The 22,519-nt window shown below is 57.9% G+C and carries 21 protein-coding genes; 18 read left to right on the top strand and 3 right to left on the bottom strand.

Annotated features, from left to right (window positions below; genetic code table 11):
• Positions 1-17: 17 nt before the first annotated feature.
• On the bottom strand, positions 18-770 hold the full coding sequence (locus NE623_RS01070) for a GntR family transcriptional regulator (RefSeq protein WP_256271047.1): 753 nt from the start codon (positions 768-770) through the stop codon (positions 18-20).
• Positions 763-1,410 (bottom strand): endonuclease III domain-containing protein, encoded by a 648-nt coding sequence (locus tag NE623_RS01075; protein WP_256271046.1) that lies wholly within the window; start codon positions 1,408-1,410, stop codon positions 763-765. The genes NE623_RS01070 and NE623_RS01075 overlap by 8 nt, the downstream gene beginning before the upstream one ends.
• Positions 1,411-1,532: 122 nt before the next feature.
• Between NE623_RS01075 and NE623_RS01080 the strand changes: the two genes are divergently transcribed.
• The 5 genes from NE623_RS01080 to NE623_RS01100 all read left to right on the top strand — a co-directional run bounded on the left by NE623_RS01080 (position 1,533) and on the right by NE623_RS01100 (position 5,843).
• Positions 1,533-2,795, top strand: a complete 1,263-nt coding sequence (locus NE623_RS01080) for a replication-associated recombination protein A (RefSeq protein WP_256271045.1) — start codon at positions 1,533-1,535, stop codon at positions 2,793-2,795.
• A 34-nt stretch (positions 2,796-2,829) separates the two neighbouring features.
• Complete coding sequence (locus tag NE623_RS01085; protein WP_256271044.1) at positions 2,830-3,762, top strand: alpha/beta fold hydrolase; 933 nt, start codon at positions 2,830-2,832, stop codon at positions 3,760-3,762.
• Positions 3,763-3,981: 219 nt separating this feature from the next.
• Positions 3,982-4,359 carry a GntR family transcriptional regulator gene (locus NE623_RS01090; RefSeq protein WP_256271043.1) on the top strand — a complete coding sequence of 126 codons (378 nt, stop codon included), beginning with the start codon at positions 3,982-3,984 and terminating at the stop codon, positions 4,357-4,359.
• Between the two features lie 3 nt (positions 4,360-4,362).
• Positions 4,363-5,061 carry an ABC transporter ATP-binding protein gene (locus tag NE623_RS01095; RefSeq protein ID WP_256271042.1) on the top strand — a complete coding sequence of 233 codons (699 nt, stop codon included), beginning with the start codon at positions 4,363-4,365 and terminating at the stop codon, positions 5,059-5,061.
• The gene (locus NE623_RS01100; RefSeq protein ID WP_256271041.1) at positions 5,055-5,843 is read left to right on the top strand and encodes a hypothetical protein; all 789 of its coding nucleotides are present in this window, start codon (positions 5,055-5,057) and stop codon (positions 5,841-5,843) included. The genes NE623_RS01095 and NE623_RS01100 overlap by 7 nt, the downstream gene beginning before the upstream one ends.
• Before the next feature lie 123 nt (positions 5,844-5,966).
• Here NE623_RS01100 and NE623_RS01105 read toward each other — a convergent pair whose 3' ends face one another.
• Entirely contained in the window at positions 5,967-6,809 is an 843-nt protein-coding gene (locus tag NE623_RS01105; protein ID WP_256271040.1) for a patatin-like phospholipase family protein, read from the bottom strand.
• 399 nt (positions 6,810-7,208) lie between these two features.
• On the opposite strand from NE623_RS01105, the gene potA reads away from it, so the two are divergent.
• From potA to NE623_RS01170, 13 genes are all read left to right on the top strand, one after another.
• Positions 7,209-8,255 carry a spermidine/putrescine ABC transporter ATP-binding protein gene (gene potA, locus NE623_RS01110; RefSeq protein ID WP_256271039.1) on the top strand — a complete coding sequence of 349 codons (1,047 nt, stop codon included), beginning with the start codon at positions 7,209-7,211 and terminating at the stop codon, positions 8,253-8,255.
• Between the two features lie 3 nt (positions 8,256-8,258).
• Positions 8,259-9,080, top strand: a complete 822-nt coding sequence (locus tag NE623_RS01115) for an ABC transporter permease (protein WP_256271038.1) — start codon at positions 8,259-8,261, stop codon at positions 9,078-9,080.
• Between the two features lies 1 nt (position 9,081).
• Positions 9,082-9,933, top strand: a complete 852-nt coding sequence (locus NE623_RS01120) for an ABC transporter permease (RefSeq protein WP_256271037.1) — start codon at positions 9,082-9,084, stop codon at positions 9,931-9,933.
• 2 nt (positions 9,934-9,935) lie between these two features.
• Entirely contained in the window at positions 9,936-11,177 is a 1,242-nt protein-coding gene (locus tag NE623_RS01125) for an ABC transporter substrate-binding protein (protein WP_256271036.1), read from the top strand.
• Between the two features lie 110 nt (positions 11,178-11,287).
• Entirely contained in the window at positions 11,288-12,031 is a 744-nt protein-coding gene (locus NE623_RS01130; RefSeq protein ID WP_256271035.1) for an acyl-[acyl-carrier-protein] thioesterase, read from the top strand.
• A gap of 57 nt (positions 12,032-12,088) precedes the next feature.
• Complete coding sequence (locus NE623_RS01135; RefSeq protein ID WP_256271034.1) at positions 12,089-12,949, top strand: TraX family protein; 861 nt, start codon at positions 12,089-12,091, stop codon at positions 12,947-12,949.
• 11 nt (positions 12,950-12,960) lie between these two features.
• Positions 12,961-13,632 carry a response regulator transcription factor gene (locus NE623_RS01140; protein WP_256271033.1) on the top strand — a complete coding sequence of 224 codons (672 nt, stop codon included), beginning with the start codon at positions 12,961-12,963 and terminating at the stop codon, positions 13,630-13,632.
• Positions 13,614-14,975 carry a sensor histidine kinase gene (locus NE623_RS01145; RefSeq protein WP_256271032.1) on the top strand — a complete coding sequence of 454 codons (1,362 nt, stop codon included), beginning with the start codon at positions 13,614-13,616 and terminating at the stop codon, positions 14,973-14,975. Before NE623_RS01140 ends, NE623_RS01145 begins: the two co-directional genes overlap by 19 nt.
• Before the next feature lie 72 nt (positions 14,976-15,047).
• Entirely contained in the window at positions 15,048-16,103 is a 1,056-nt protein-coding gene (locus tag NE623_RS01150) for a YcxB family protein (protein ID WP_256271031.1), read from the top strand.
• Positions 16,104-16,446: 343 nt separating this feature from the next.
• A complete protein-coding gene (locus NE623_RS14840) occupies positions 16,447-20,016 on the top strand; it encodes a DNA translocase FtsK (RefSeq protein ID WP_370866660.1) in 3,570 nt (1,189 codons plus the stop codon).
• Positions 20,006-20,974 (top strand): ComEC/Rec2 family competence protein, encoded by a 969-nt coding sequence (locus NE623_RS01160; RefSeq protein WP_256271030.1) that lies wholly within the window; start codon positions 20,006-20,008, stop codon positions 20,972-20,974. Before NE623_RS14840 ends, NE623_RS01160 begins: the two co-directional genes overlap by 11 nt.
• Before the next feature lie 16 nt (positions 20,975-20,990).
• Entirely contained in the window at positions 20,991-21,854 is an 864-nt protein-coding gene (locus NE623_RS01165; RefSeq protein WP_256271029.1) for a methylenetetrahydrofolate reductase, read from the top strand.
• Positions 21,854-22,519 (top strand): methionine synthase, encoded by a 666-nt coding sequence (locus NE623_RS01170; protein ID WP_256271028.1) that lies wholly within the window; start codon positions 21,854-21,856, stop codon positions 22,517-22,519. The genes NE623_RS01165 and NE623_RS01170 overlap by 1 nt, the downstream gene beginning before the upstream one ends.

The following is a 22,519-nucleotide window of genomic DNA, read 5'->3' on the forward strand; positions in this document are numbered from 1 at the left end:
CCATAGGCCGTTCAAAATCAAAACAATTTGCGCACCATCGTAAAGTCAAAGAAATCCGTGTAGCAGGTCTGGCAGCAAAGCACCGGCTTGCAGGTGCGGGAATAGCAGATTTCATCCAGCTGCAAAAGCGCCTGTTCCGGCTTCAGCCCCAGCTGCCGCCGGATGGCCGGGGTGCCCTGCACCGCGTGGACGGTTGTGAGCGTCTCGGTCACTTCCACATGGCAATACTGCTCTGCAATCTCAAAAATCGGGCGGGTAAAGTCGATGCTGTCAAGCCGCCTGCCGCCGAGCAAATCCAGCGGCAGAATATCGGTGCAGAAGAGCACCGGCGTTTCATCCGCCAGCACGCGGCGACGGATTACGGCCAGCGTGTGCTCCTTTGCAGGGTCAAGGCCCAGCCTTTCCACCAGCTCCGGCGTTGCGGTCTCCCGCGTGACCATCAAGTTATCGCTGTGGGGCACACGGCCCGCCGCACGGATCATGCGGTTGAATTCCAGCTTCTGGTCCATGCGGTTCTCGACCTTGAGCACATCGCGGTTGACCAGCGTGCCGATGCCACGCACGCGCTCCAGATAGCCGTCGCGCTCCAGCTCGCTCAGGGCATCGCGCACCACGGTGCGGCTAACGCCCAGCACCTCGGTCAGCTCCAGCTCACTGGGCAGCTGCGCCGCCCTTGCATACAGGCCGGTGCGCAGCTCCTCCAGAAGGCGCTGTGCGGTCTGCTGGCTGCGCAGCTCGCCGCCAAGGCGGTTTTCCGTCGTTTTATTCATTGCAAAAATCCTTTCGTGCCCGGCAGACATCGGCCAGACAGCATTTGTCGCAGTAGGGCTTTGTGCGGGCTGTGCAGACGGCCCGGCCGTGGTCCACCAGCCGGTGGCAGAAGCCGTTGCCTTCCTCCGGCGGAATAATTTTCCGCAGCTCCTTCTCAACCTTGGCGGGCTCCTTGATGTTGTCCACAAGCCCGATACGGTTGCACAGCCGGATGCAGTGGGTGTCCGTGACGATGGCAGGCTTGCCGAACACATCGCCCATAATCAGGTTTGCGCTCTTGCGGCCTACGCCGGGCAGTGCCAGCAGCGCATTAAAATCATCGGGCACACGGCAGTCATATTGGTCACGCAGGGTGCGCATACAGGCAGAAATGTCCCGCGCCTTGCTGTGGCCCAACCCGCACGGCCTTACGATGGCCTCAATCTCCTCTGGCTCTGCCGCGGCCAGCTCCCTGACACCGGGGTATCTGGCAAACAAATCCTGCACCACCACGTTCACACGGGCATCGGTGCACTGGGCGGCCAGCCGTACCGAAACCAGCAGCTGCCATGCGTGGTCATAGTCCAGCGTGCAGTCCGAGGCCGGATATTCCGCCTTGAGCCGTTCTATGCAGATTTTTGCAAGTTCCTTTTTTGTCACCGCTTTGTCTCCGTTTCTAATCTTTTCACTTGATTCTACCACGTACGTGCTTTATAATCAAGAGTAGACAAGAGATGTTTTTTGTACATTACCACAAATCTATTTATAAAAGGAAACAAGACATGGAGCCATTGGCACAGCGTCTGCGCCCCCGCACTCTGGATGAGGTCTGCGGCCAGCAGCATTTACTCGGCAAGAATCAGGTTTTCCGCCGCACCGTCGAAAGCGGCAAAATTCCCAATATGATTTTCTATGGCCCCTCCGGCGTGGGCAAAACCACCGTGGCCAGCATCATTGCAGCGGGCAGCGGTATGCAGCTACACAAGCTTAACGGCACCACGGCCTCCACCAGTGATATCAAGTCGGTGCTGGCGGATATCGGCACACTTGGCGCGGCAGGCGGTATCCTTTTGTATCTGGACGAGATTCAATACTTTAACAAGCGCCAGCAGCAAAGCCTTCTGGAATGTGTGGAGCAGGGAACCGTCACCCTCATTGCTTCCACTACCGAGAACCCCTACTTTTATGTATATAACGCCCTGTTGTCGCGCTGCACGGTGTTTGAGTTCAAGTCCCTGACGGCGGAGGACATCCGCACCGGCATCCACAACGCCGCCGCACGGCTTGGGGCGGAGGACAAGACCCCCATTTTTATCCCCGATGACGCGCTGGATTATCTGGCGCAGAGCGCGGGCGGCGATATGCGCAAGGCGCTGGGCAATCTGGAATTTGCCGTCACCGCCGCGCCTGTGGAAAACGGCAGCCGCACCATCACGCTGGATATGGTGCAGCAGGTGGCAGCCCGCACCGCCATGCGGTATGACAAACTCGGGGATGACCACTATGATATTGTTTCTGCCTATCAGAAGTCGATGCGCGGCTCTGACCCCGATGCGGCACTCCACTATCTGGGCCGTCTGCTGGAAGCCGGTGACTTGCCCAGCGCCTGCCGCCGCCTGATGGTCTGCGCGTGTGAGGATGTGGGCCTTGCCTGGCCGCAGATTATCCCCATCGTTAAGGCGGCAGTGGACATTGCCAACGCGGTCGGCCTGCCGGAGGCCCGCCTGCCGCTGGCGGATGCGGTTGTTCTGGTGGCCACCGCGCCCAAGTCAAATTCGGCCCACAATGGCATCATTGCCGCGATGGAGGATATTCAGGCCGGGCGCACCGGCCCTATCCCGCGTCAGCTCCAGAACAAGCACTATGACGGCGCTGATGCAAAGGTGAAGGGTCAGCACTACCTCTACCCGCATGATTATCCCAACCATTGGACGCCCCAGCAGTATCTGCCTGATGCCATCAAGGACAAACAGTATTACATCCCCGGCGACAACAAAAACGAGCAGGCCTTTGCCCAATACTGGAAAAAAATCAAAGGAGAATAACCGAACACACAACTTATAAAGAAGGAGAACGCTTATGTCCAACCTCCACTGCGAAACGATTACCTTTCCCTCCTCCGATGGCAGCCACACCTCCTCCGCTATGTTGTACACCTGCCCGGATACGCCAATCCGGGCGGTCATTCAGCTCAGCCACGGTATGTGCGAGTATGTGCGCCGCTATCAGCCGATGGCAGAGTTTTACGCCGCCCACGGCATTGCGCTGGCCGGAAACGACCATCTGGGGCACGGTGACACCGCCCGGGAGGGCGAGCACGGCCACTATGGCGAGCCGGAAGGCCGGTTCCATCTGCTGAACGATTTGCACACAATGAACGGCATCCTGCACCAGCGCTTTCCCGATGTGCCCATCATCCTCTACGGGCACAGCATGGGCAGCTTTTACGCACGCTGGTATGCAGAAAAGTGGCCGGAAAGCATTACGGCGCTGGTGATTTCCGGCACGGCAGGCCCCAGCTTTATGAACGTCATTGGTCAAAATCTGGCCGGGCTGATTGCTAAGGTCAAGGGTCCGCGCTATGTCTCGCCGCTGATGGTCAAGCTGAATTTCGGCAGCTACTGCAAGAAGATTGAAAACGCCCAGTCCGCGAATGCGTGGCTTTCCCGCGACGAAAACGTTGTCAAAGCCTATGACGCGGATGGGCTGTGTACCTTCCAGTTCACCGCCGCAACCTACCGCGAAATGCTGGCCACGCTGAACCACGTCAGCACCAAGGCATGGGCAGAAGCGATAGACAAGAATCTGCCCATTCTGCTGATTGCCGGTGACGCCGACCCTGTGGGCGATTACGGCAACGGCGTGCGCAAAGTCTGGGCCATGCTGGGGGATGCCGGTGTGCGCGACCTGACCTGCCAGATTTATGAGGGCGGCCGTCACGAGCTGCACAACGAGACAAACCGGGATGAGGTGTTCGATTACGTCCTGACATGGATTGAGGACCATATTTAAACTCGCCCTGTTAGCGACCGGGCTGCCTTGTAGGGGCCGGGTGTGGCCGCCCCTCCGCCTTCCGGCCGTCAGCCTTTGCCGGGCAATACAAAATCCCATCATTTTCCTCTGCCATTGCGGCAGAGGAATTTTTTGTTTTCCCTATTGACAAACACCCTGCACGTGTGTATTATTGTATTAAGCTCTTAACACAATAACACAAGCAAGGAGCATAGCCCTATGAATTGGAATATCACAGCCGGACGCCCGGTGTATGTGCAGCTGATTGAACAGCTGGAGCTTGCACTGGTGGCCGGGGAGTTCCCACCCGGAAGCCGCATCCCGCCCGTGCGCGAGCTGGCGGCGGACGCGGGTGTCAACCCAAACACCATGCAACGCGCCCTGCAGGAGCTGGAAGGCCGCGGACTTTTGCAGGCCCAGCGCACGGCGGGACGCACCGTTACCGCAGACGATGCCGCCCTGCGTGCCCTGCGCCGCCGCCGCGCCAAGGCTCTGGCAGAGGAATTTCTGCATCAGATGCAGGCACTTGGCATGGAGGGATCCGAAATCGAAGCATTGCTGCGCGAAAGCGCACCCCCAACACAAGAAAAGGAGTAACCAATGGATGCAGTCTATGAGGTACACGGCCTCACCAAACGCTATGGCCGCAGCGCCGCGCTGAACGGCGTTGATTTTGCCGTTATGCCCGGCAGGCTGGTTGGTCTGCTGGGGCCAAACGGCAGCGGCAAGACCACCCTTTTAAAAATCTCCGCCGGGCTTTTACAGCCCACGGCGGGCAGTGTCCTGATTAACCAGACGCCGGTCGGCGTATACACCAAGGCAATCACAAGCTATCTGCCGGACCGTATGGCCCTGCCCACAGAATTCACAGCCGGTGACGCCGTAAGCCTGTACAATGATTTCTTTGCCGACTTTGACAAGGCCAAGGCGTTGGCTATGCTTTCGGATTTGGGCATCAACAGCCGGGACAAAATTGACGCCATGAGCAAGGGCACACAGGAAAAAATGCAGCTCTGCCTGACGATGAGCCGCGCCGCTAAGCTCTATCTGCTGGATGAGCCTCTGGGCGGCGTTGACCCCGCCGCGCGTGACTATATTTTAAGCACCATTCTGCACAACTACAGTGAAGATGCCGCGCTGGTTCTCTCCACCCACCTGATTGGCGATATTGAAAAGGTTCTGGACGAGGTCATTCTACTGCAGGAGGGTAAGGTTTTGCGCCAGGCCGCCGTTGACGAGCTGCGTGAGGAAACAGGGGAGAGCGTAGACGCTTATTTCCGGGAGGTTTACAAATGCTGACAAAGCTCTTACATTACGAATTCCGAGCAACAGGCCGCATTGTGCTGCCCATCGCAGCCGGCGTGCTGGTGCTGAACGTGCTTGCCGCCGTTCTGGGCTATTTTATTCAGAATACCGCTGACTCCATGCCGCTTGCCGGCGTTGCGATGGCACTGCTGACTTTTGCAGCCTATATCAGCCGGTTGGTGTTTTTTGTAATTTGCTATTTTGTGGAGGTTCGGCAGTTTTACCGTCTGCTGGGCGACAGTGGCTACCTGATGCTGGCCCTGCCGGTGCAGCCGTGGAAGCATATTGCTACCAAGGTTATCTGCGGCACAGTCTGGACGCTTTTCGGCGCGTTGTTCGTTTCGCTCTGCGCTGCTATCTCTGCATTGTCCTACAATGCAGCCGAGTTCAGCCCTGTCAATCCCGGAGATTTTTGGTTCTGTGCCTTGCTGCTTCTGATTCTTGTTGTCTGTATTGCGGGTGCATTGCTGCATATGTATCTGGCCTGTGCCTTTGCAGCGCAGTTCACCCAGCAGCGGCTGCTAATCAGCATAGCTGCCTACTTCGTCATCGGCTTTGCCGGGCAGATGGCGGCGCTTGTGGCGGTGGCAATTTTTGCATTCCGCGGGTACAAATACTTTAACAGTGTTGACTTGACCGCAACAGCCGCTTCCCTTGGCAGCGACAATATTGTTTTTCTCATCCTGCTGGCAGTGCTTGTTCTTGTCGTTCTGGTTGACGCCCTTCTGTGGGCACTTACCCAGTGGTTTATGACCAAGCGGCTGAATCTTGCCTAAGCTTTTTGCTTAGCAGCTTGTACTTCTCGCTCGCCGCATCGGCACTTAGAATTATGCGGCATTGCCCTAAATAAACAAAACCGGAGCAGAACACCGTACTCTTGCGGTGCTCTGCTCCGGCTCTTATTTTATAAAATCTGCGATTGCCTCTGCATCGTGCAGGCCCTTGCTGTACAGCTTATTCAGGGCCTCCGGGTCGCGGGTCAGTGTTTTGACGCCGCAGACATCGTCCGGCGCTATAATCAGCACCTTGCCCTCTGCAGCCAGCCTTTGTGCCAGAACAATGCCCTCATTATAATGCTGCGCCCGCAGGGCAAGCTGTTCCGCCGCCCTCGGGTACCGGCGTCGGATAACCCGCGCCAGCCTGCGGTCTGTGCCGTCGGCGCGGATGGAGCCCACAGGCTTTGTCAGCACCAGCACAACTTTGTCGCAGCCATCCGCAAAAGCCTTTTGCAGCGGTATCGTATCGCCCAGTGCGCCGTCATAGTAGGGCACACCGTCAATTTCTATCGGCTTACAGGCCACCGGAATGCAGCAGGACGCCATCAGTGCGCGGTAATCATCCGGGTGCATATCGCCGCGTGTAAAGTATTTTGGCTTGCCAGTTATGGCATCGGTGGCAATCATATACCATTCCATCGGGTTGGCGTTCATTTTTGCAAAATCCAGCGGATTTTCCCCGCCTGCGTTGCTCAAGGTACCGTAGATATAGTGCAGATTCAAAAAGGACCCGCCGTGCAGCATATTGCCTGCGCCCATATACTGGCTGCGCAGGGAGTATTCCGCATAAAACGTGTAGTTGCGCCCGCGCTGGCCACTCATATAGGACGCCAGATTGGCGCTGCCCGCCGAGATGCCGATACCGTAATCAAACCGCACATTATGTGCCATGCACCAGTCAAAAACGCCTGCCGCATAAATGCCGCGCAGTCCGCCGCCCACATCTACCACGCCGATTTTTGCCATACTGTTACCCCTCTCTTGCCAGACTATTATACCATCACCACAGCCGCGGCGCACTGTACAATCCCGGTAAAATGTCTTGACTTTCCGTGCGCAGGAATGATTCTTTGCAAGAATATTACCAAATTATTAAAAAGTTTATATTGACAAACATTCCCTTTGCCGTATAATGTATCTTGTGTGTGCATCTATAGGGTAAATCTTTTTCTATACCCTGACACATTGGCGTTGTATGTGCTGCTTGCAGCGGTGTCCCGGGGCAGGGGCTTACCGTGTAACAAACCTTTGCGGGGCGGCATAATTGGCGCTGACTCGTTAAGGACTCTGTGCCGACCTAAGGAAGAAACGGTGCGTAAAGAGGGTTCTGTAACGGGAAATTCCGCAAAGGGGGATGCAATAAAAATGAATGAAAATCTGATCGTATCTCTGAAAGACATTGTTGTCGATTTCGATGGGCAGAAGGTTCTGGACGGACTTTCGCTGGACATCCACGACAAGGAGTTTGTCACCTTCCTCGGCCCTTCCGGCTGCGGCAAGACGACCACCCTGCGTGTGATTGCCGGCTTCGTGACCCCGAAATCGGGCAATGTCTTTTTTGATGGCAAGGACATCGCCAATATGCCGCCCTATAAGCGGCCTGTCAACACGGTGTTTCAGAAGTACGCGCTGTTCCCGCACTTGAATGTGTTTGAGAACGTTGCCTTCGGCCTGCGCCTGAAAAAAATGACGGAGGACGAAATCCGCCCCAAGGTTCTGGAAATGCTGGAAACCGTTGGTCTGAAGGGCTTTGAGCGCCGCAGCATCTACCAGCTTTCCGGCGGCCAGCAGCAGCGTGTTGCCATTGCCCGCAGTCTGGTGAACCAGCCCCGCGTTCTGCTGCTGGACGAGCCTCTGGGCGCGCTTGACCTCAAGCTGCGCAAGGAAATGCAGCTGGAGCTGAAGCGCCTGCAGCGCGAGATGAACATCACCTTCGTCTACGTCACCCACGATCAGGAGGAAGCCCTGACGATGTCGGACACCGTTGTGGTTATGTCCGGCGGCAAAATCCAGCAGATTGGCTCCCCGCAGGATATTTATAACGAACCCAAGAACGCCTTTGTTGCCCGCTTCATCGGTGACTCCAACATCGTGGACGGCGTTATGCTGCGCGACTTCTTTGTCAACTTCGGCGGGCATGACTTCACCTGTGTGGACCGCGGCTTCAAGCCCAATGAGCCGGTGCAGGTGGTTATCCGCCCGGAGGATGTGCAGATTGTGCCGCCCTCTGTGGGTATGCTGACCGGCCTTGTGCGCGAGGTCATTTTCAAGGGCGTTCACTTTGAAATGCACGTCGATGTGGAGGGCTATGAGTGGATTATCCATTCCACGCAGGCCAGCCAGCCCGGCGAGCTCATCGGCATGAACATCGGCCCGGACGAAATTCATATCATGAAGCGTTCGGAGGTGTGAGAAATGCTCAAATCCAAAACCTCCCGCTGGCTGGCAGGGCCTTATCTGGTCTGGATGACCATTTTCACCGTTGTGCCGCTGCTCATCGTAATCTGGTACGCCATGACCAACTCCGACGGCCAGTTTACTTTTGATAACCTGACCCAGATTGGCCGCTATTCCAGCGTGTTTGCCCGCAGCCTGATTCTTGCGGCTATTTCCACGGTGGTATGCCTGATTATGGCGTTCCCGGTCGGCTATTTTCTCTCCCGCCTGCGCGCCAACAAGCAGCATATCATGCTGATGCTGATTATGCTGCCCATGTGGATGAACTTCCTGCTGCGCACCTACGCATGGATGACCCTGCTGGAGAAGAACGGCCTTATCAATAAATTTTTCGGCCTGTTCGGCCTTGGCCCCTTCAATATGATTAACACCTCCGGCGCGGTGGTGCTGGGCATGGTATATAACTATCTGCCGTTTATGATTCTGCCCATCTACACGGCCATGACCAAGATTGATGATTCCGTTGTGGAGGCCGCGCAGGACCTCGGTTGCAACGTATGGCAGATTCTGTTCCGGGTGCTGGTTCCGCTGAGTGGCCCCGGCATTGCCACCGGCATCACGCAGGTGTTTGTGCCGGCTGTCTCCACCTTTATTATCAGCCGTATGCTGGGCGGCGGCTCCAACCTGCTGATTGGTGATTTGATTGAGCTGCAGTTCCTGGGTAACTCCTACAACCTTAACCTCGGCTCCGCCATGAGCCTGGTGCTGATGATTATTGTCCTGCTCTGCATGAGCTTCACTTCGAGCTTTGACGAGTCCGAGATGGAAGGAGTGATGTGAGATGGCAAAGAGACATTCCGCGCTGCTCATGCGCACCTACGTCATTATGGTGTTCTGCTTCATGTATCTGCCCATCGCAGTCATGATTGCGTTCAGCTTCAACGAGAGCAAGTCCCGTTCCAACTTCACGGGCTTCACCCTTGGCTGGTACAAGAGCCTGTTCCACAATGAGATGATTCTGTCTGCGCTGGGGCTCAGCCTTGTGCTGGCACTGGTTTCCAGTATTATCGCCACGGTGCTGGGCACACTGGCCACCATCGGCATCAACTCCATGTCCCGCCGCAGCCAGCTTATCATCAACAACATCAGCTATGTGCCCGTTGTCAACCCCGAAATCATCACCGGCGTTTCGCTGATGCTGCTCTTTGTTATGGCGCAGAATTTCGGCATCGGCGGCGAGGGCGGCATCTTTGGCTGGACAACGCTGCTAGTGGCGCACATCACCTTCAACGTGCCGTACGTTATCTTTAATGTAGGCCCCAAACTGCGTCAGCTGGACCCCAGCCTGTACAATGCAGCGCTGGATTTAGGCTGCACGCCGCGGCAGGCCTTCTTCAAGGTCATTATGCCGCAGCTTTCCCCGGCCATTCTGTCGGCGTTCCTGATTTGCCTGACCTACTCGATTGACGATTTTATGATTTCGTATTTCAACTCCGGCACAATGCAGACGCTGCCCATCGCCATCTACTCGATGACCCGTAAGAAGGTCAGCCCGGAGATTAACGCTCTGTCGGCGGTTATCTTCTGCGTCATTCTGGCCATTATCCTGATTTCCAACGCTGCAGACTCCCGCGCTTACCGCCGCAATCAGAAGGCCATCCGCAAGGCCATGCTGGACGAAGGGGGGCATTGAGGATGAAATTCAAACAGCTTTCTGCCGCCGCGCTGGCGGTGCTGACCGTAACTATGCTGAGCGCCGCGCCGGTGTATGCCGCGGAGGATATTCAAATCAATGAAGATATCACCGTCTCCGGCGACTATGACTGGACGCGTTTTGCCAATGACCGCATCACGCTGAACGTCTACAACAACGGCCTGTACATTTCTGACGGTTCGGATGACAGCGTGAACGTGCTCACTGCCTTTGAGGAGCTGACCGGCATCAAGGTCAACTACACCACCTACGATTCCAATGAGAGCCTGTACGCCAAGCTGAAATCCGGCGGTGTTTCCTACGATGTGATTTTTCCCTCCGACTATATGGTCGGCAAGATGATTTCCGAGGGGATGCTGTCCGAGCTGGATATGGACAATATCCCGAACTTTGCCGGTATCGGCGAGGAATATCTGGGCCGCAGCTTTGACCCTGACAACGCCTACAGCGTGCCCTATATGTGGGGCACCACCGGCCTTATCTACAACACCACGATGGTGGACGAGCCGCCCACAAGCTGGGCTGATATGTGGGACGTGGAGTACACCAACAATGTGCTGATGTTCAACAACTCCCGCGATGCCTACGCTATTGCTGCAAAAACCATCGGCCTTTCGATGAATCCGCAGTCCGTGGATGAAATCACCGCCATCACAAACGCCCTGAAAGAGCAGAAGAACATCGTACAGGCTTACGTCATGGACGAAGTCTTTGACAAGATGGAGGGCGGTGAGGCCGCCATGGCGCCCTATTACGCGGGCGATGCCATCACGATGATTGACGAGAACCCGGATTTGGCCTTTGTCCACCCGGAGGAGGGCGTCAACTTCTTCATCGACAGTATGTGCATCCCGGCCAACGCCAAGCACAAGGAAGCCGCCGAGATGTTCATCAACTACCTGTGTGAGCCGGATGTGGGCCTTGCCAACTGCGACTTCATCGGCTATTCCACCCCTATCACCGCCGTGTGGGAGATGCTGGACGATGACCTGAAGTACAGCGATATTGCTTATCCAGGCGCAGACGTGCTGGACAAGGCCGAGGTCTTTGAGACCCTGCCGGAGGACATCAACGCCGCAATGGACGCCCAGTGGAGCGAAATGAAGAGCTACGAGGAGAGCGGCAGCGGCTGGATGGTACTTGTCTTACTGTTGTTGGCCATCGCCATTTCCGCCTTCAATATCTGGCGCAAGGTGCGCAAGAAAACGCGGGATAACTACTGATTTTTAAAAGCAGTGTGCCAGAGTGCGGGCACACTGCTTTTGCATTTTCGGCGACGGTATGCTATACTGTTCTTGATTCATCAAATATTGTTCTTAAGGAGGGCGCATTTATGCCCGAAAAACAAACCACCTATACAGAAAAATTCACCGTCTACCGCACGGACGGCGACCACCTCGGCAATGTCAAGCTGGGGGCGCTGCTGCGCTATGCCCAGCAGGTCGCTACCGCACACGCCGAGGCCGTCGGTCTGGATGACGCGCTATACCGTGAAACCCACACTGCCTATGTGCTGGCAAAGCTGGCCCTGCACGTTATCCGCCTGCCCCGCGTGGATGAGGAACTCACCCTTGTGACCCAGCCGGAGCGCTGCAAGCGCGCCGTAAATAAGCGCATCACTCATTTCTATGATGCCGCCGGGCAGGAGGTAGTTGTGATGGACAGCCGCTGGGTACTCATCGACACTGAGAAGCGCATCATCCTGCGCAAGCATCCGGAGCAGTTTGCCGACCAATGGGCCGAGGATGTGCCCACCGAGCTGCCCATAAAACTGCCCCGCGTTGCGCAGGAGGACTGCGAGCCTCTGGGTGAGCAGACCGCCAGCTATTCCCGCTGTGATATGAACGGTCATCTGAACAATACCCGCTATGCGGATATTGTCTGTGACGCCATTCCGTGGCAGGTCTGGGATACCGCAGAGCTGCAGGATTTCACCATCAGCTACCACAGAGAGGTTCCCCGCGGGGAGAGCTTCACCCTGCGCCGTGCACAGCTGGCAGACGGCAGCTTCTATTTTGACGGCGAACGCAGCGGAAAATCTGCCTTTGAAGCACAGATTACCTTCAAACCCTTATAATTTCTACACAAACCCCTGTTACACTGTTTACAGAAACAATGTAAAGGAGTTATTATTATGACAAAGCAAAAATTCGGCCTGACCGGCACGGCGCTCAAAACGATTGCGCTGGTACTGATGGTTATGGATCACATCCATTACTTTTTTGACTTTACCGGCATTGTGCCGGAATGGTTCAGTATGCTGGCACGGCTGTCCGCACCGCTGTTTTTGTTCTGCACTGTTGAGGGCTTCGCCCATACCCATGACCGCAGGCGCTACTTCCTGCGTATCTGGGCCATCGGCGCTGCGATGGGCACTGTGGAATTTTTTATGATCTATGCAGGGGCCTTCCGCCGCGGGGACGGCTTCTACCCGCTGAATGCCATTTTTCAGGATCTGATGCTGCTCTGCATAATCTGGCAGGGCATTGACTGGCTGCGCCAGCGCCGGTTTGTACGGGGCGCACTGGCTGTTGCCATGCCGATCCTCTGGCCGTTTTGCATCGCAGCGCTGCTGATGCTTTTTCCCAAAATTCAGGACGCACCGATCGGCTCTGCCGTGTTGGCGTGGGTCATCACCGCGCCGCTGCCTTTGTGGACATCCATCACCGACGGCGGCTGGGCTTTTCTGGCCGGGGGCGTTGTGTTGTATGCACTGTACGGCCACAAGCGCCTGCAGCTGACCGTCTGGGCGGCCATGACCTTCCTGTGCGATTTTGTGCTGGTCTATCTGCAGGTTCACAGTCTGCCGGATTTCGCCTTTTCCCAGATGTTCACAGTCAACTATGAGTGGCTCGGTGTTTTTGCCGTTATCGGCATGGCGCTGTACAACGGCCAGCGCGGCAGCGGCCACAAGCAGCTGTTTTACTGGTTCTACCCAGCACATATCTATCTGCTTTACGGCGCATCCTGTCTTGTTTACAGCTTACTGCAATAAAAGGGGCTATTATGGCAAACATTCTGGCAATCGATGATGACCGCGACCTTTGTACGCTGCTAAAAACAGCGCTGGAGCGTGACGGCCACACCGTAGAAACGCGCACCTCCGGCACACAGCTGACCGATACGCTCTGCCGGTGGGCGGACTGCATCCTGCTGGATGTGATGATGCCCGGCGAGGATGGCTTTGCCGTCTGCCGCCGCATCCGCGCCGAGACTGACGCGCCGATCTTATTTTTGACCGCGCGTACCGATGAACCGTCGGTGCTGATGGGCCTTGGCCTTGGCGCGGACGATTACCTGACCAAGCCGTTCCGCATAGCGGAGCTGCGTGCGCGGGTCGCAGCACACCTGCGGCGGCAGAACCGCACACCGACCCATAAGATTACCCGCGGCGGGGTGGCGCTGGATCTTTCCGCCAAGGAAGCCAGTGTTGGCGGCACGCCTTTGCACCTGACAAAATCCGAGTACGCCATCTGTGAGCTGCTGGCCCTCCATGCAGGGCAGACCTTTTCCAAAGAACAAATCTATGAAGCCGTGTTCGGTTATGATGGTACAGCGGATGACACGGCCATCACCCAGCACATCAAGAACATCCGCGCCAAGCTGCGCACGGCCGGGGCAGGGGAGGTGCTGCAAACAATATGGGGAGTGGGCTACCAATGGCAAAGCGAAAACTGACATCTCTGCGCAGTGTTTTGCTGCGGTATCTCCTTTTGTGCGGCGGCGGGTGCGCGCTGATTCTGGTACTCTGGTGGGGCGTTTTAATGCAGCTGATAGACATCGGTTTTCTGCTGCCTGCCGTGGCGTCCGCCCAGGCCTGCGCCGACGCGCGGGAGACTGTGGCCTCGATGACGGCTGACACATTCGATTCCCTGCAGATCAGCGACTTATGCCGCTGGGCTGTGGTACAGAAGGACGCAGTGCTGCAGACCAACATGACCGCCCGTCAGCTGAAAATTGCCCTCAACGCCTTTCACGGCGGCAGCGGCAATCTGGTGCTGATGCAGTACCAGTACGATGTTAAAATGGCGGACGGAAGCTTTTGCCTTTTGCAGTACGACTATGCCTTGCCCTACGCTGACCCGGCCCTGCGGGACACGCTGCCGGATTTCCAGACCTGCTATATTTTGCTGCTGGCGGCGCTCATCCTCGTTTGGCTGGGCTGGCAGACCCACTGCACCGTGCGCACTTTTGCCGCAGAGACTGCCCGGCTGAACGCGGCTGTAGATGCTATTGCCGCCCGGCAGCTGGAGCAAATTGACACGGATGGCGTGCGCATCCGGGAATTTTCCGCTACCTTGCAGGCCCTACAGACAATGGGCCGCGAGCTGACGGACAGCCTGCAAAGCCAGTGGCGGATGGAGCAGCAGCGCACCGAGCAGATTGCCGCACTGGCCCATGACCTGAAAACACCGCTGACCGTCATACAAGGCAACGCCGAACTTCTGGCGGAGAAGGGGGCATCTGCCGGGCAGCAGGCACAGCTGGACGCCATTCTGCGCGGTACCCAGCGCGCACAGCAGTATCTGGCGGCCTTGCGCACCGTGGGGGCACCGCCAGCGCCGCAGCGCTTGCTGGACAGCCACGTACTGACTGCCCAGCTGGCCGATGCAGCCAGCGCCCTGTGTGCCCCTGCCGGGGTAGACTTTCACTGTGAGGAGCACTGGCAGGGCCACATCAGGGCCGCAGAGGATGATTTACGCCGCGCCGTGGAGAATCTTCTGGAGAACGCCGTGAACCATACGCCCCGCGGCGGCACGGTAACACTGACCGTTGCCGCAGAAAATGACAGGTTCCTCCTGCGCGTGACCGATACCGGCCCCGGCTTCACGCCAGAAGCGCTGGCAAAAGCAGGGGAAATGCTCTATACCGACGCCGCCCGCAGCGACGCGGCCCATCAGGGATTAGGGCTGTATTTTGCGAAAAAAGTCGCACAGTTCCACGGCGGCACACTGGTTTTATCTAACCTTTCCGGCACGCATGGTGCCTGCGCTGAGCTGCGCCTGCCGATTGGCAGATAGTCCATGACGGCGATTTTGCCTTGTGCTAGAATTAGGAAAAATCTGTATGCAAGCGAAAGGAATGTACCCTGCATGGATACTCAAAAATCCTGGCAACTGGATCAGCCGCAAGGCACACCGCTTTATACGTTGGATGTACACAACACCCAAACCATGTACGTTAAGCGGATGCTTCTCATCAATCGTCTGCGCCTGTGGCAGCTTGCCGCAGACGTCGCCTTGCTGCTTTTGTATGTCAATTTTCTTTCGGTTTGGGGCTTTGTGTTGGGGATTCTTTCGATTCCCTTTGTCTTTATCATGGCACGTGCAGTGGCGGTTTCTGCGTATAAAACCACCCAAAGCGCCCGTGGCAAGCTCGTCCACTACACGTTTTACGAGGATTGCTTCACAGTGCAAAGCTCCTACTCCCAAAGCACGATTTGGTATGACGACCTTTACCGGGTCATTGTGCGGAAGCATTCCGTCTGCCTGATGGTCTCCAACCGTATCGGCTATGCCTTGTGTGAGAACGAATGTCCCGAAAGCGTGCTGGATTTTATGCGTGAGCGCTGTGCCGAAAAGCGAAAGCCGAAGGTGAAGGAAACGCTCTTTTCCGTTTTGTTTGCCCTTCTTTGTGTCCTGCTCCTCGGCTATGCCTGCATGGTCGTACTGGCCCGCTGCAGCACCTCTGCAGAAACCGTTCCCGCGCCCACGCCGCTCCCGACAGAATCGGCCATCGTCGAGGAAGAACCGACTCCGGTACCCACCGCTGCCCCCGACACAGAAGAAACCATCTCTAAAGACCCCATCAGCACCGGCTATGACGTGATCTACGAAACCTATCTGAAGGAAACCTCCACCACCTACGAGTTCGAGCTGACCGCAAAAGGGGAGGACTACATCATCCTGAACGATACCGACGACGCCGTAGAATTTTTGCAGTACGACCGTGACTCCGCAAACGGCAGCTGCGCCCTGTATGTGTATGAGCGCTGCCCCAAGGACGCAAACGGCGGTTGGTCCCGGCAGGAAGCGCAGATTTTGAACATCTACGCCTACCACTACTGGGATGGTGCCACCGCCGCCAGCGGCAAAACCAGCTGGGGCGACGCACCCACCAAGGAGTACAGCGAATTAACAGGGGAGTGAGCCGGACACAAATGTGAATAAATTGAGAAATTACAAAATAATTACATTTTGCTATTGACATTTGGTGACAAAACAGTTACAATTTAGTTGCAAGCTAAATGAACCCCAAGTCAAATAGCTTTACCCACATTTTTCATGTGTTCTTCTCCTCCTTTCTTTAAATCCCCGCCCATCCCTCAGGGCGGGGATTTATTTTTTTGTAACCGTCTGCCGCCTCAATTCGCTTTACAAGATTTTCTAATCGTGATAAAATAAAAGTCGTATGTCCTTATCAGTCTGTAACCTACAGGCTTTCCTTTTATATAATAAGCCAACTGAGAAACAAGAGAGGGAACACAGTAACATGGCACAATCTCGTTCCGGCAAAAAATCCACAAAAAGCTCCAGCAGTAAAAAGCGCTCCTCCTCCGGCAGCAGCCGCAGCAGCGGGCGTTCTTCCTCTGCGCGCAGCAGTGCATCCGCACGCAGCCGCCAGCCGTCCCGCCGCGCCCAGCGCCGTGCCGAGACTCCAAACCTTGCCCGCAGCGTCCTGCTGGTGGGCCTTGGTCTGCTCTGCGTTGCGCTTGTGCTCGTCCCCGGGCAGAACCTCTGGCGCACACTGCGCAGCTGGTACTTCGGCATTTTCGGCGTCACCACCTATCTGGTCGGCCCCTTCCTGCTGTACCTTGCCTATCTGCTGGCATCCGGCTACCGCGTTGCAATGTTTGCGGGCAAGGTGTCCCTGATGGGGGTGCTCTGCGCTAGCGTGCCGGTCATATTCTCTAATCTGAATGTGGAGGGGCTTAAGGTCGGGGAAATTATCAAGATGCTGTTCACCCGCGGCGGCACCTATTTCTGGGAGGGCGGCGTTCTGGGTGCGCCCATCGGTGCCACCCTGCTGGCGCTGTTCGGCCGCCCGGCCTCCAATATTCTCATGCTCCTTGTATTCCTGCTGGGCCTGATGTTCTTCTTTGCCATCACCCCGGCGGATGTGGTGCTGTTCGTCAATTCTCTGTACCAGAAATTCCAGCAGGCGCAGGCCAGCCGTGCCGAGGCGGAAACCGCCTATGACACCCGCCTTTTCAATGCCGAGCCGGAGGAGGAGACCGTTGAGAATCTGACTGGGGAGCTACCCGATACCGCAAACCGCCCGCACCACCCTGTGTACGATGTCATTGCGGACACCAGCCGCTTCCCGAAGCAGCAGGCCGCGCCCATCCAGCAACAGCCGGTGCAGCAGGCGGCCTATGTGCCCCCTGTGACGCCGGTTGTACCGCAGGCCCCCTTTGCGGCCCAGCCTGCCGCCCCGCAGCGCGCCGAGTTTGATGTCGACCTCGGCCCCTCTGCCTCGGACAGTGCACGCGCCAAGGCGGAGAATGATGACCCGCTGCAGCCGGTCAACATCGGCCCGGGCGGCACCTTCGGCATGGACCCGCTTTCCAACAAGAGCACCAGCCCGGTACACTACAGCACGCGTTCCTCGCAGCCTGCGCCCGCACCGGCCCCGCAGGAGAGCTTTGAGCTTGCATTGCAGCCTGCAGATGACACAGTGCCTTCCGTGGCTGCCGGGCAGTCTGCCCCGATTGACGAGCTGGATGCGCTCATCAATCGTGCCGTAAGCGGCCACGCACCCTACTACACGCCGCAGGAGGTCAGTGCGGAGACAACACTAGATTTGCCGCAGCCCTCCGAATTTGAAACGCCGCTTACCCCCGTTGCACAAAGCGCAGCACAGCCGCAGTTTGACACACCACTGGTGCCTGTCGAGCCCGAGGAGGAAATCATCCAGACTCCGGTAGAACTGCCCAAGCTCGATATGACCGGCCGCGTGCCGGGGGACACCACCGTTATTTCTCCGGAGGAACTGGCTGCCGGTATGGCCGCACAGTATCAGGGCAGTGACGTGCTGGGTGCACAGCCTGCTGTACCGTACGCAGCCGAGCCTGTGCAGCAGCCCCTGCGGCCCGCAGCCCCGGTTATCCCGACGCTGGGCGGCAGCTTCAGTGATACCGGCAGCGTGGTCAGCGCCGCATGGCAGTCCGGGCGTTCCGTCTCGGAAATGCTGGACGCCATGCAGGCAGAGCTCTCCACGCCTGCTTCGCCTGCAACACCGGCTACACCTGTTGCACCCGCAGCTTCCGTGCAGGCCGCCCCCGCCGTGGACGCCGAATTCACCCCGGCTCCCGCTGCACAGCCCGCCGCCGTACAGGGCAATTCTGCTCCGCAGGCTGCCGTACAGCCGTCCGATGCAGCCGCGCAGACCTACGCCACCATGACCAGACCCGCCGCAGAAACAACCCAGAGCAGCTTCACCGTGCCCCAGCAGGGCGAGGCCGCCCGCGTGCGGGTCAGCACCGCCGTGGGCAACTCGGCCGGTGCGCCCATCCATACGCCGCCCTGTGCGGCCAAGGCCGCGCCCGAGGCCATGCGTCTGCCCACAGCGGAGGAGCAGCCGCCGGAACCCTACTGCTATCCGTCTCTGAACCTCTTTAACGCCACGCGCCCTGACGATGAAGCCGGAGCCGCCCGCGAAATGAAGAAGAACGCCGACATTCTTGTCAACACACTGGACAGTTTCGGCGTCAAGACCACAATGCTGGACATCTGCCGCGGCCCGTCCGTCACCCGGTATGAGCTGCAGCCGCAGGCCGGTATCAAGGTCAGCCGCATCACAAGTCTGGCGGACGATATTGCGCTGAACCTTGCCACCGCCGGCGTGCGCATTGAAGCGCCCATTCCCGGCAAGCCCGCTGTCGGCATTGAGGTTCCCAACAAAATTCGTTCCACCGTCAATATCCGTGCGGTGTTCGAGTCCCAGAACTATATCAATATGCGCAGCCCGCTTACCATGGCGCTCGGCAAGGACATTGCCGGTACGGCACAGGTCGCGGACTTGTGCAAGATGCCGCACCTGTTGATTGCAGGTTCTACCGGCAGCGGTAAGTCTGTCTGCGTCAACTCCATCATCATCAGCTTTTTGTTCCGTTCCGGACCGGAGGATGTCAAGCTCATCCTCATCGACCCGAAGGTGGTTGAGCTGGCCGAGTACAATGGCATCCCTCATCTGCTGATGCCGGTTGTCACCGAGCCGCGCAAGGCCGCCGGTGCGCTGGGTGCCAGCGTGGCCGAGATGGAGCGCCGCTATAAGCTCTTTGCGGAGAACAACGTCCGCGAAATCAAGGCCTACAACAAGCTGGCTGCCCAGACCGGTTTGGAGCATCTGCCCTATATTGCCATCGTCATTGACGAGCTGGCCGACCTGATGATGGTGGCCGGTAAGGAGGTCGAGGACTACATCTGCCGCATCGCGCAGAAGGCCCGCGCCGCCGGTATTCACCTGATTGTTGCCACCCAGCGCCCCAGCGTGGACGTTATCACCGGCCTGATTAAGGCCAACATCCCCAGCCGTATTGCCTTTGCTGTTTCCAGCCAGATCGACAGCCGCACCATTCTGGACAGCGGCGGCGCTGAAAAGCTGCTGGGCAACGGTGATATGCTCTTCCTGCCGGTGGGTGCGTCCAAGCCTGTCCGTGTACAGGGCACATTCGTGACCGATGAGGAAATTGGTGCCGTGCTGAGCTTCATCAAGTCCACTTCCACCGCCCAGTATGACGAGGAAATGATTGCCGAGATGGAGCGCCGTGCTGTTGCCGAGAAGGGCAGCAAAAAGGGCAGTGACGATGACGGCGAGGCAGGCGGCGCACTGGATGCCATGTTTGAACAGGCAGTCGAGTGCGTGATTGACGCCGGGCAGGCCAGCACAAGCCTGCTGCAGCGCCGCTGTAAGCTGGGCTACGCCCGCGCCGCCCGCATTATGGACCAGATGGAGCAAGAAAAGATTATCGGCCCCTATGAGGGAGCCAAGCCCCGCACCGTGCTGGTAACCAAATCCGAGTGGGAGGAGCGAAAGCTCAACGGCCAGTATGACGGGTAAGTGTTTGCGCCGCCTTGCGGCTTGTGTTCTGGCCGGTATGCTGGTCATTGTTGCCTTTGTCATACAGTTTGCAGGCGGCAAGGGAATCGTTCCTTCCTGGCAAACATTGCGTGCCCGCCTTGGTGTGCCCCTGCAGACCGAGGAAAGCGCCCCACAGGCATCAGACGGTACCACCACCGTGTATGTACTGGATGTCGGGCAGGGGGATGCCGTGCTGCTCTGTCAGGATGGCTCCTGCTGCCTGATTGATACCGGCCCCGCCGAGGCAGAGGATGCGCTGCTCTATGATTTGCAGACCCTTAATGTGGAGACACTGGACTATCTTGTGCTGACCCATCCCCACGCGGACCACACCGGCAACGTCCGGGCGATTTTACAGAATTTCCCGGTTGCTGCCGTGCTGTTGCCGAGCTGGCAGCCCAGCGGCGAGGAAACCGCAGACTGGCCGCGCCATCTGGCAGACTACGCCGCAGACAGCGGTGCGGAGATCATCACCGCCGCCGCGGGGGACAGCTTCCCGCTGGGCAGCGGTACGCTGGACATTTTGCAGGGCGGCAGTGATGATGCTGACAACGTCAACGATGCTTCGCTCTGCACGCTGTTCACCGCCGGTGACTTCCGTTTTCTGGACACCGGCGACGCCGAAGAAGCCGCCGAACAGCGTCTTCTTGACACCTACGGAGCCACGCTGCACGCCACCCTTTTCAAGGCCGGGCATCACGGTTCCTACACCTCCAACAGCCTTGCCTTTTTGCAGGCCGTCCGGCCCGGGGCCGTGGCCGTCAGCTGCGGTCTTGATAACGATTACGGCCACCCGCACCGCGCCGCGCTGCAAAATTTTGCCGAGGTCGGTGCAGAGGTCTACCGCACCGACCTGCTGAGAAGTCTCACCTTTGTCTGGCAGAATAACGCCCTGCACGTGGAAACCACCGCAGACATCGCCGAACCCGCGGCGTAAAAATAAGGAGTACACTATGACGATTACCGAACAGTTCAAAGCCAAGCGCTGTGTCTTTTCTATTGAATGTTTTCCGCCGAAGCAGACCACCCAGATGGACAAGCTCAAGGACACCCTGCGCCAGATGCAGGCGCTGAACCCCGGCTTCATCAGCGTCACCTTCGGCGCTGGCGGCTCTGCGGGAGGCGTATCCACCGTGGAGGTGGCCGACTATCTGCAAAACGAGCTGTCCGTTCCCACGATGGCGCACCTGATTTGCATGGGTAACGATGAAACCCATGCCGCCGCCATTCTGGACCAGCTGGAGGCTGTCGGCGTGCGGGATGTGCTGGCCCTGCGCGGTGACCGCACCCCCACCCGCCCCGAAAGCCCGGATTTCAAGCACGCCAGTGACCTGACCTCCTTTATCAAGTGGAAGAAGCCGGGCTTCTCCGTGCATGGGGCCTGCTACCCGGAGGGCCACCCCGATGCAGACACGCTGCAGCACGATGTGGAAAATCTGCGCATCAAGCAGGCCGCCGGTGCCGAGCATCTTCTGACCCAGCTGTTCTTCGATAATATGCACTTTTATCGTTTTCTGAATCTGGCACGCCGCGCCGGTATCACGCTGCCGGTCTCCGCTGGCGTTATGCCCATCGTCAAGCGCAGCCAGATTGAGCGCACGGTTTCGCTGTCCTCCGCCAGCCTGCCTTCCGACTTCACCCGTATGATTTCCCGTTATCAGGATGACCCGGAGAGCCTCTACGCGGCGGGCATCGACTACGCTGTCCGCCAGCTGCGCGATTTGATTGAGGGCGGTGCGGACGGCATCCACCTGTACGCCATGAATGATGCCGCCGTAGCCGCCAAGGTCTATGACGGCATCAAGGATTTGCTGTAATGGAGCGCCGCAAGCCTGACGCAATCCGCCGCGCCACAGCCCTGCGCTATATGGGGGCCGCCGGATGGTCGCCGGATGCCGCCACCTCCGCACTGCTGGACAAGGCAGAGAAGCAGATTCTGGCCATTGCCGTGCCCCATGTGGTGTGGCGCGTGCTGCCGCTGACTGTGCTGCCTTTTGAAAACTGCGGCACAGACCTTGCCCGCCATCTGCAGGGCTGTGACAAGGCACTGCTGATGGCCGCAACGCTCGGTTCCGAAATTGACAGATTCCTGCGCCGTCTGGAGCTGACCGACATTGCTGCCGCCGCGGCCGCAGACGCGCTGGCTTCTGTGTTACTGGAACAGGTCTGCGATGAATGGGAGGCCGAGCAGCGCCCGCTGTTTGAAGAAAAGGGGCTCTACCTGACCGGGCGCTATGCCCCCGGCTATGGGGACTGCCCGCTTTCTCTCAATGATGAAATCTGCCTTGCGGTGGACAGCGTGCGGGGCTGCGGTCTGGCCGTGACACCCCAGCATCTGCTGACGCCGCGCAAGAGCACCACCGCCATTTTGGGTATGGCCGACCACCCTGTGACCGGCACCCGCGCAGGCTGTGCAACCTGCCACTTAAAGCTGACCTGTTCGTTCCGGAAGCGCGGCACAACCTGCTTTCAACAAGACTGA

Origin of the sequence: Gemmiger formicilis (assembly GCF_024462815.1) — a bacterium.
GTDB lineage: Bacteria > Bacillota > Clostridia > Oscillospirales > Ruminococcaceae > Gemmiger.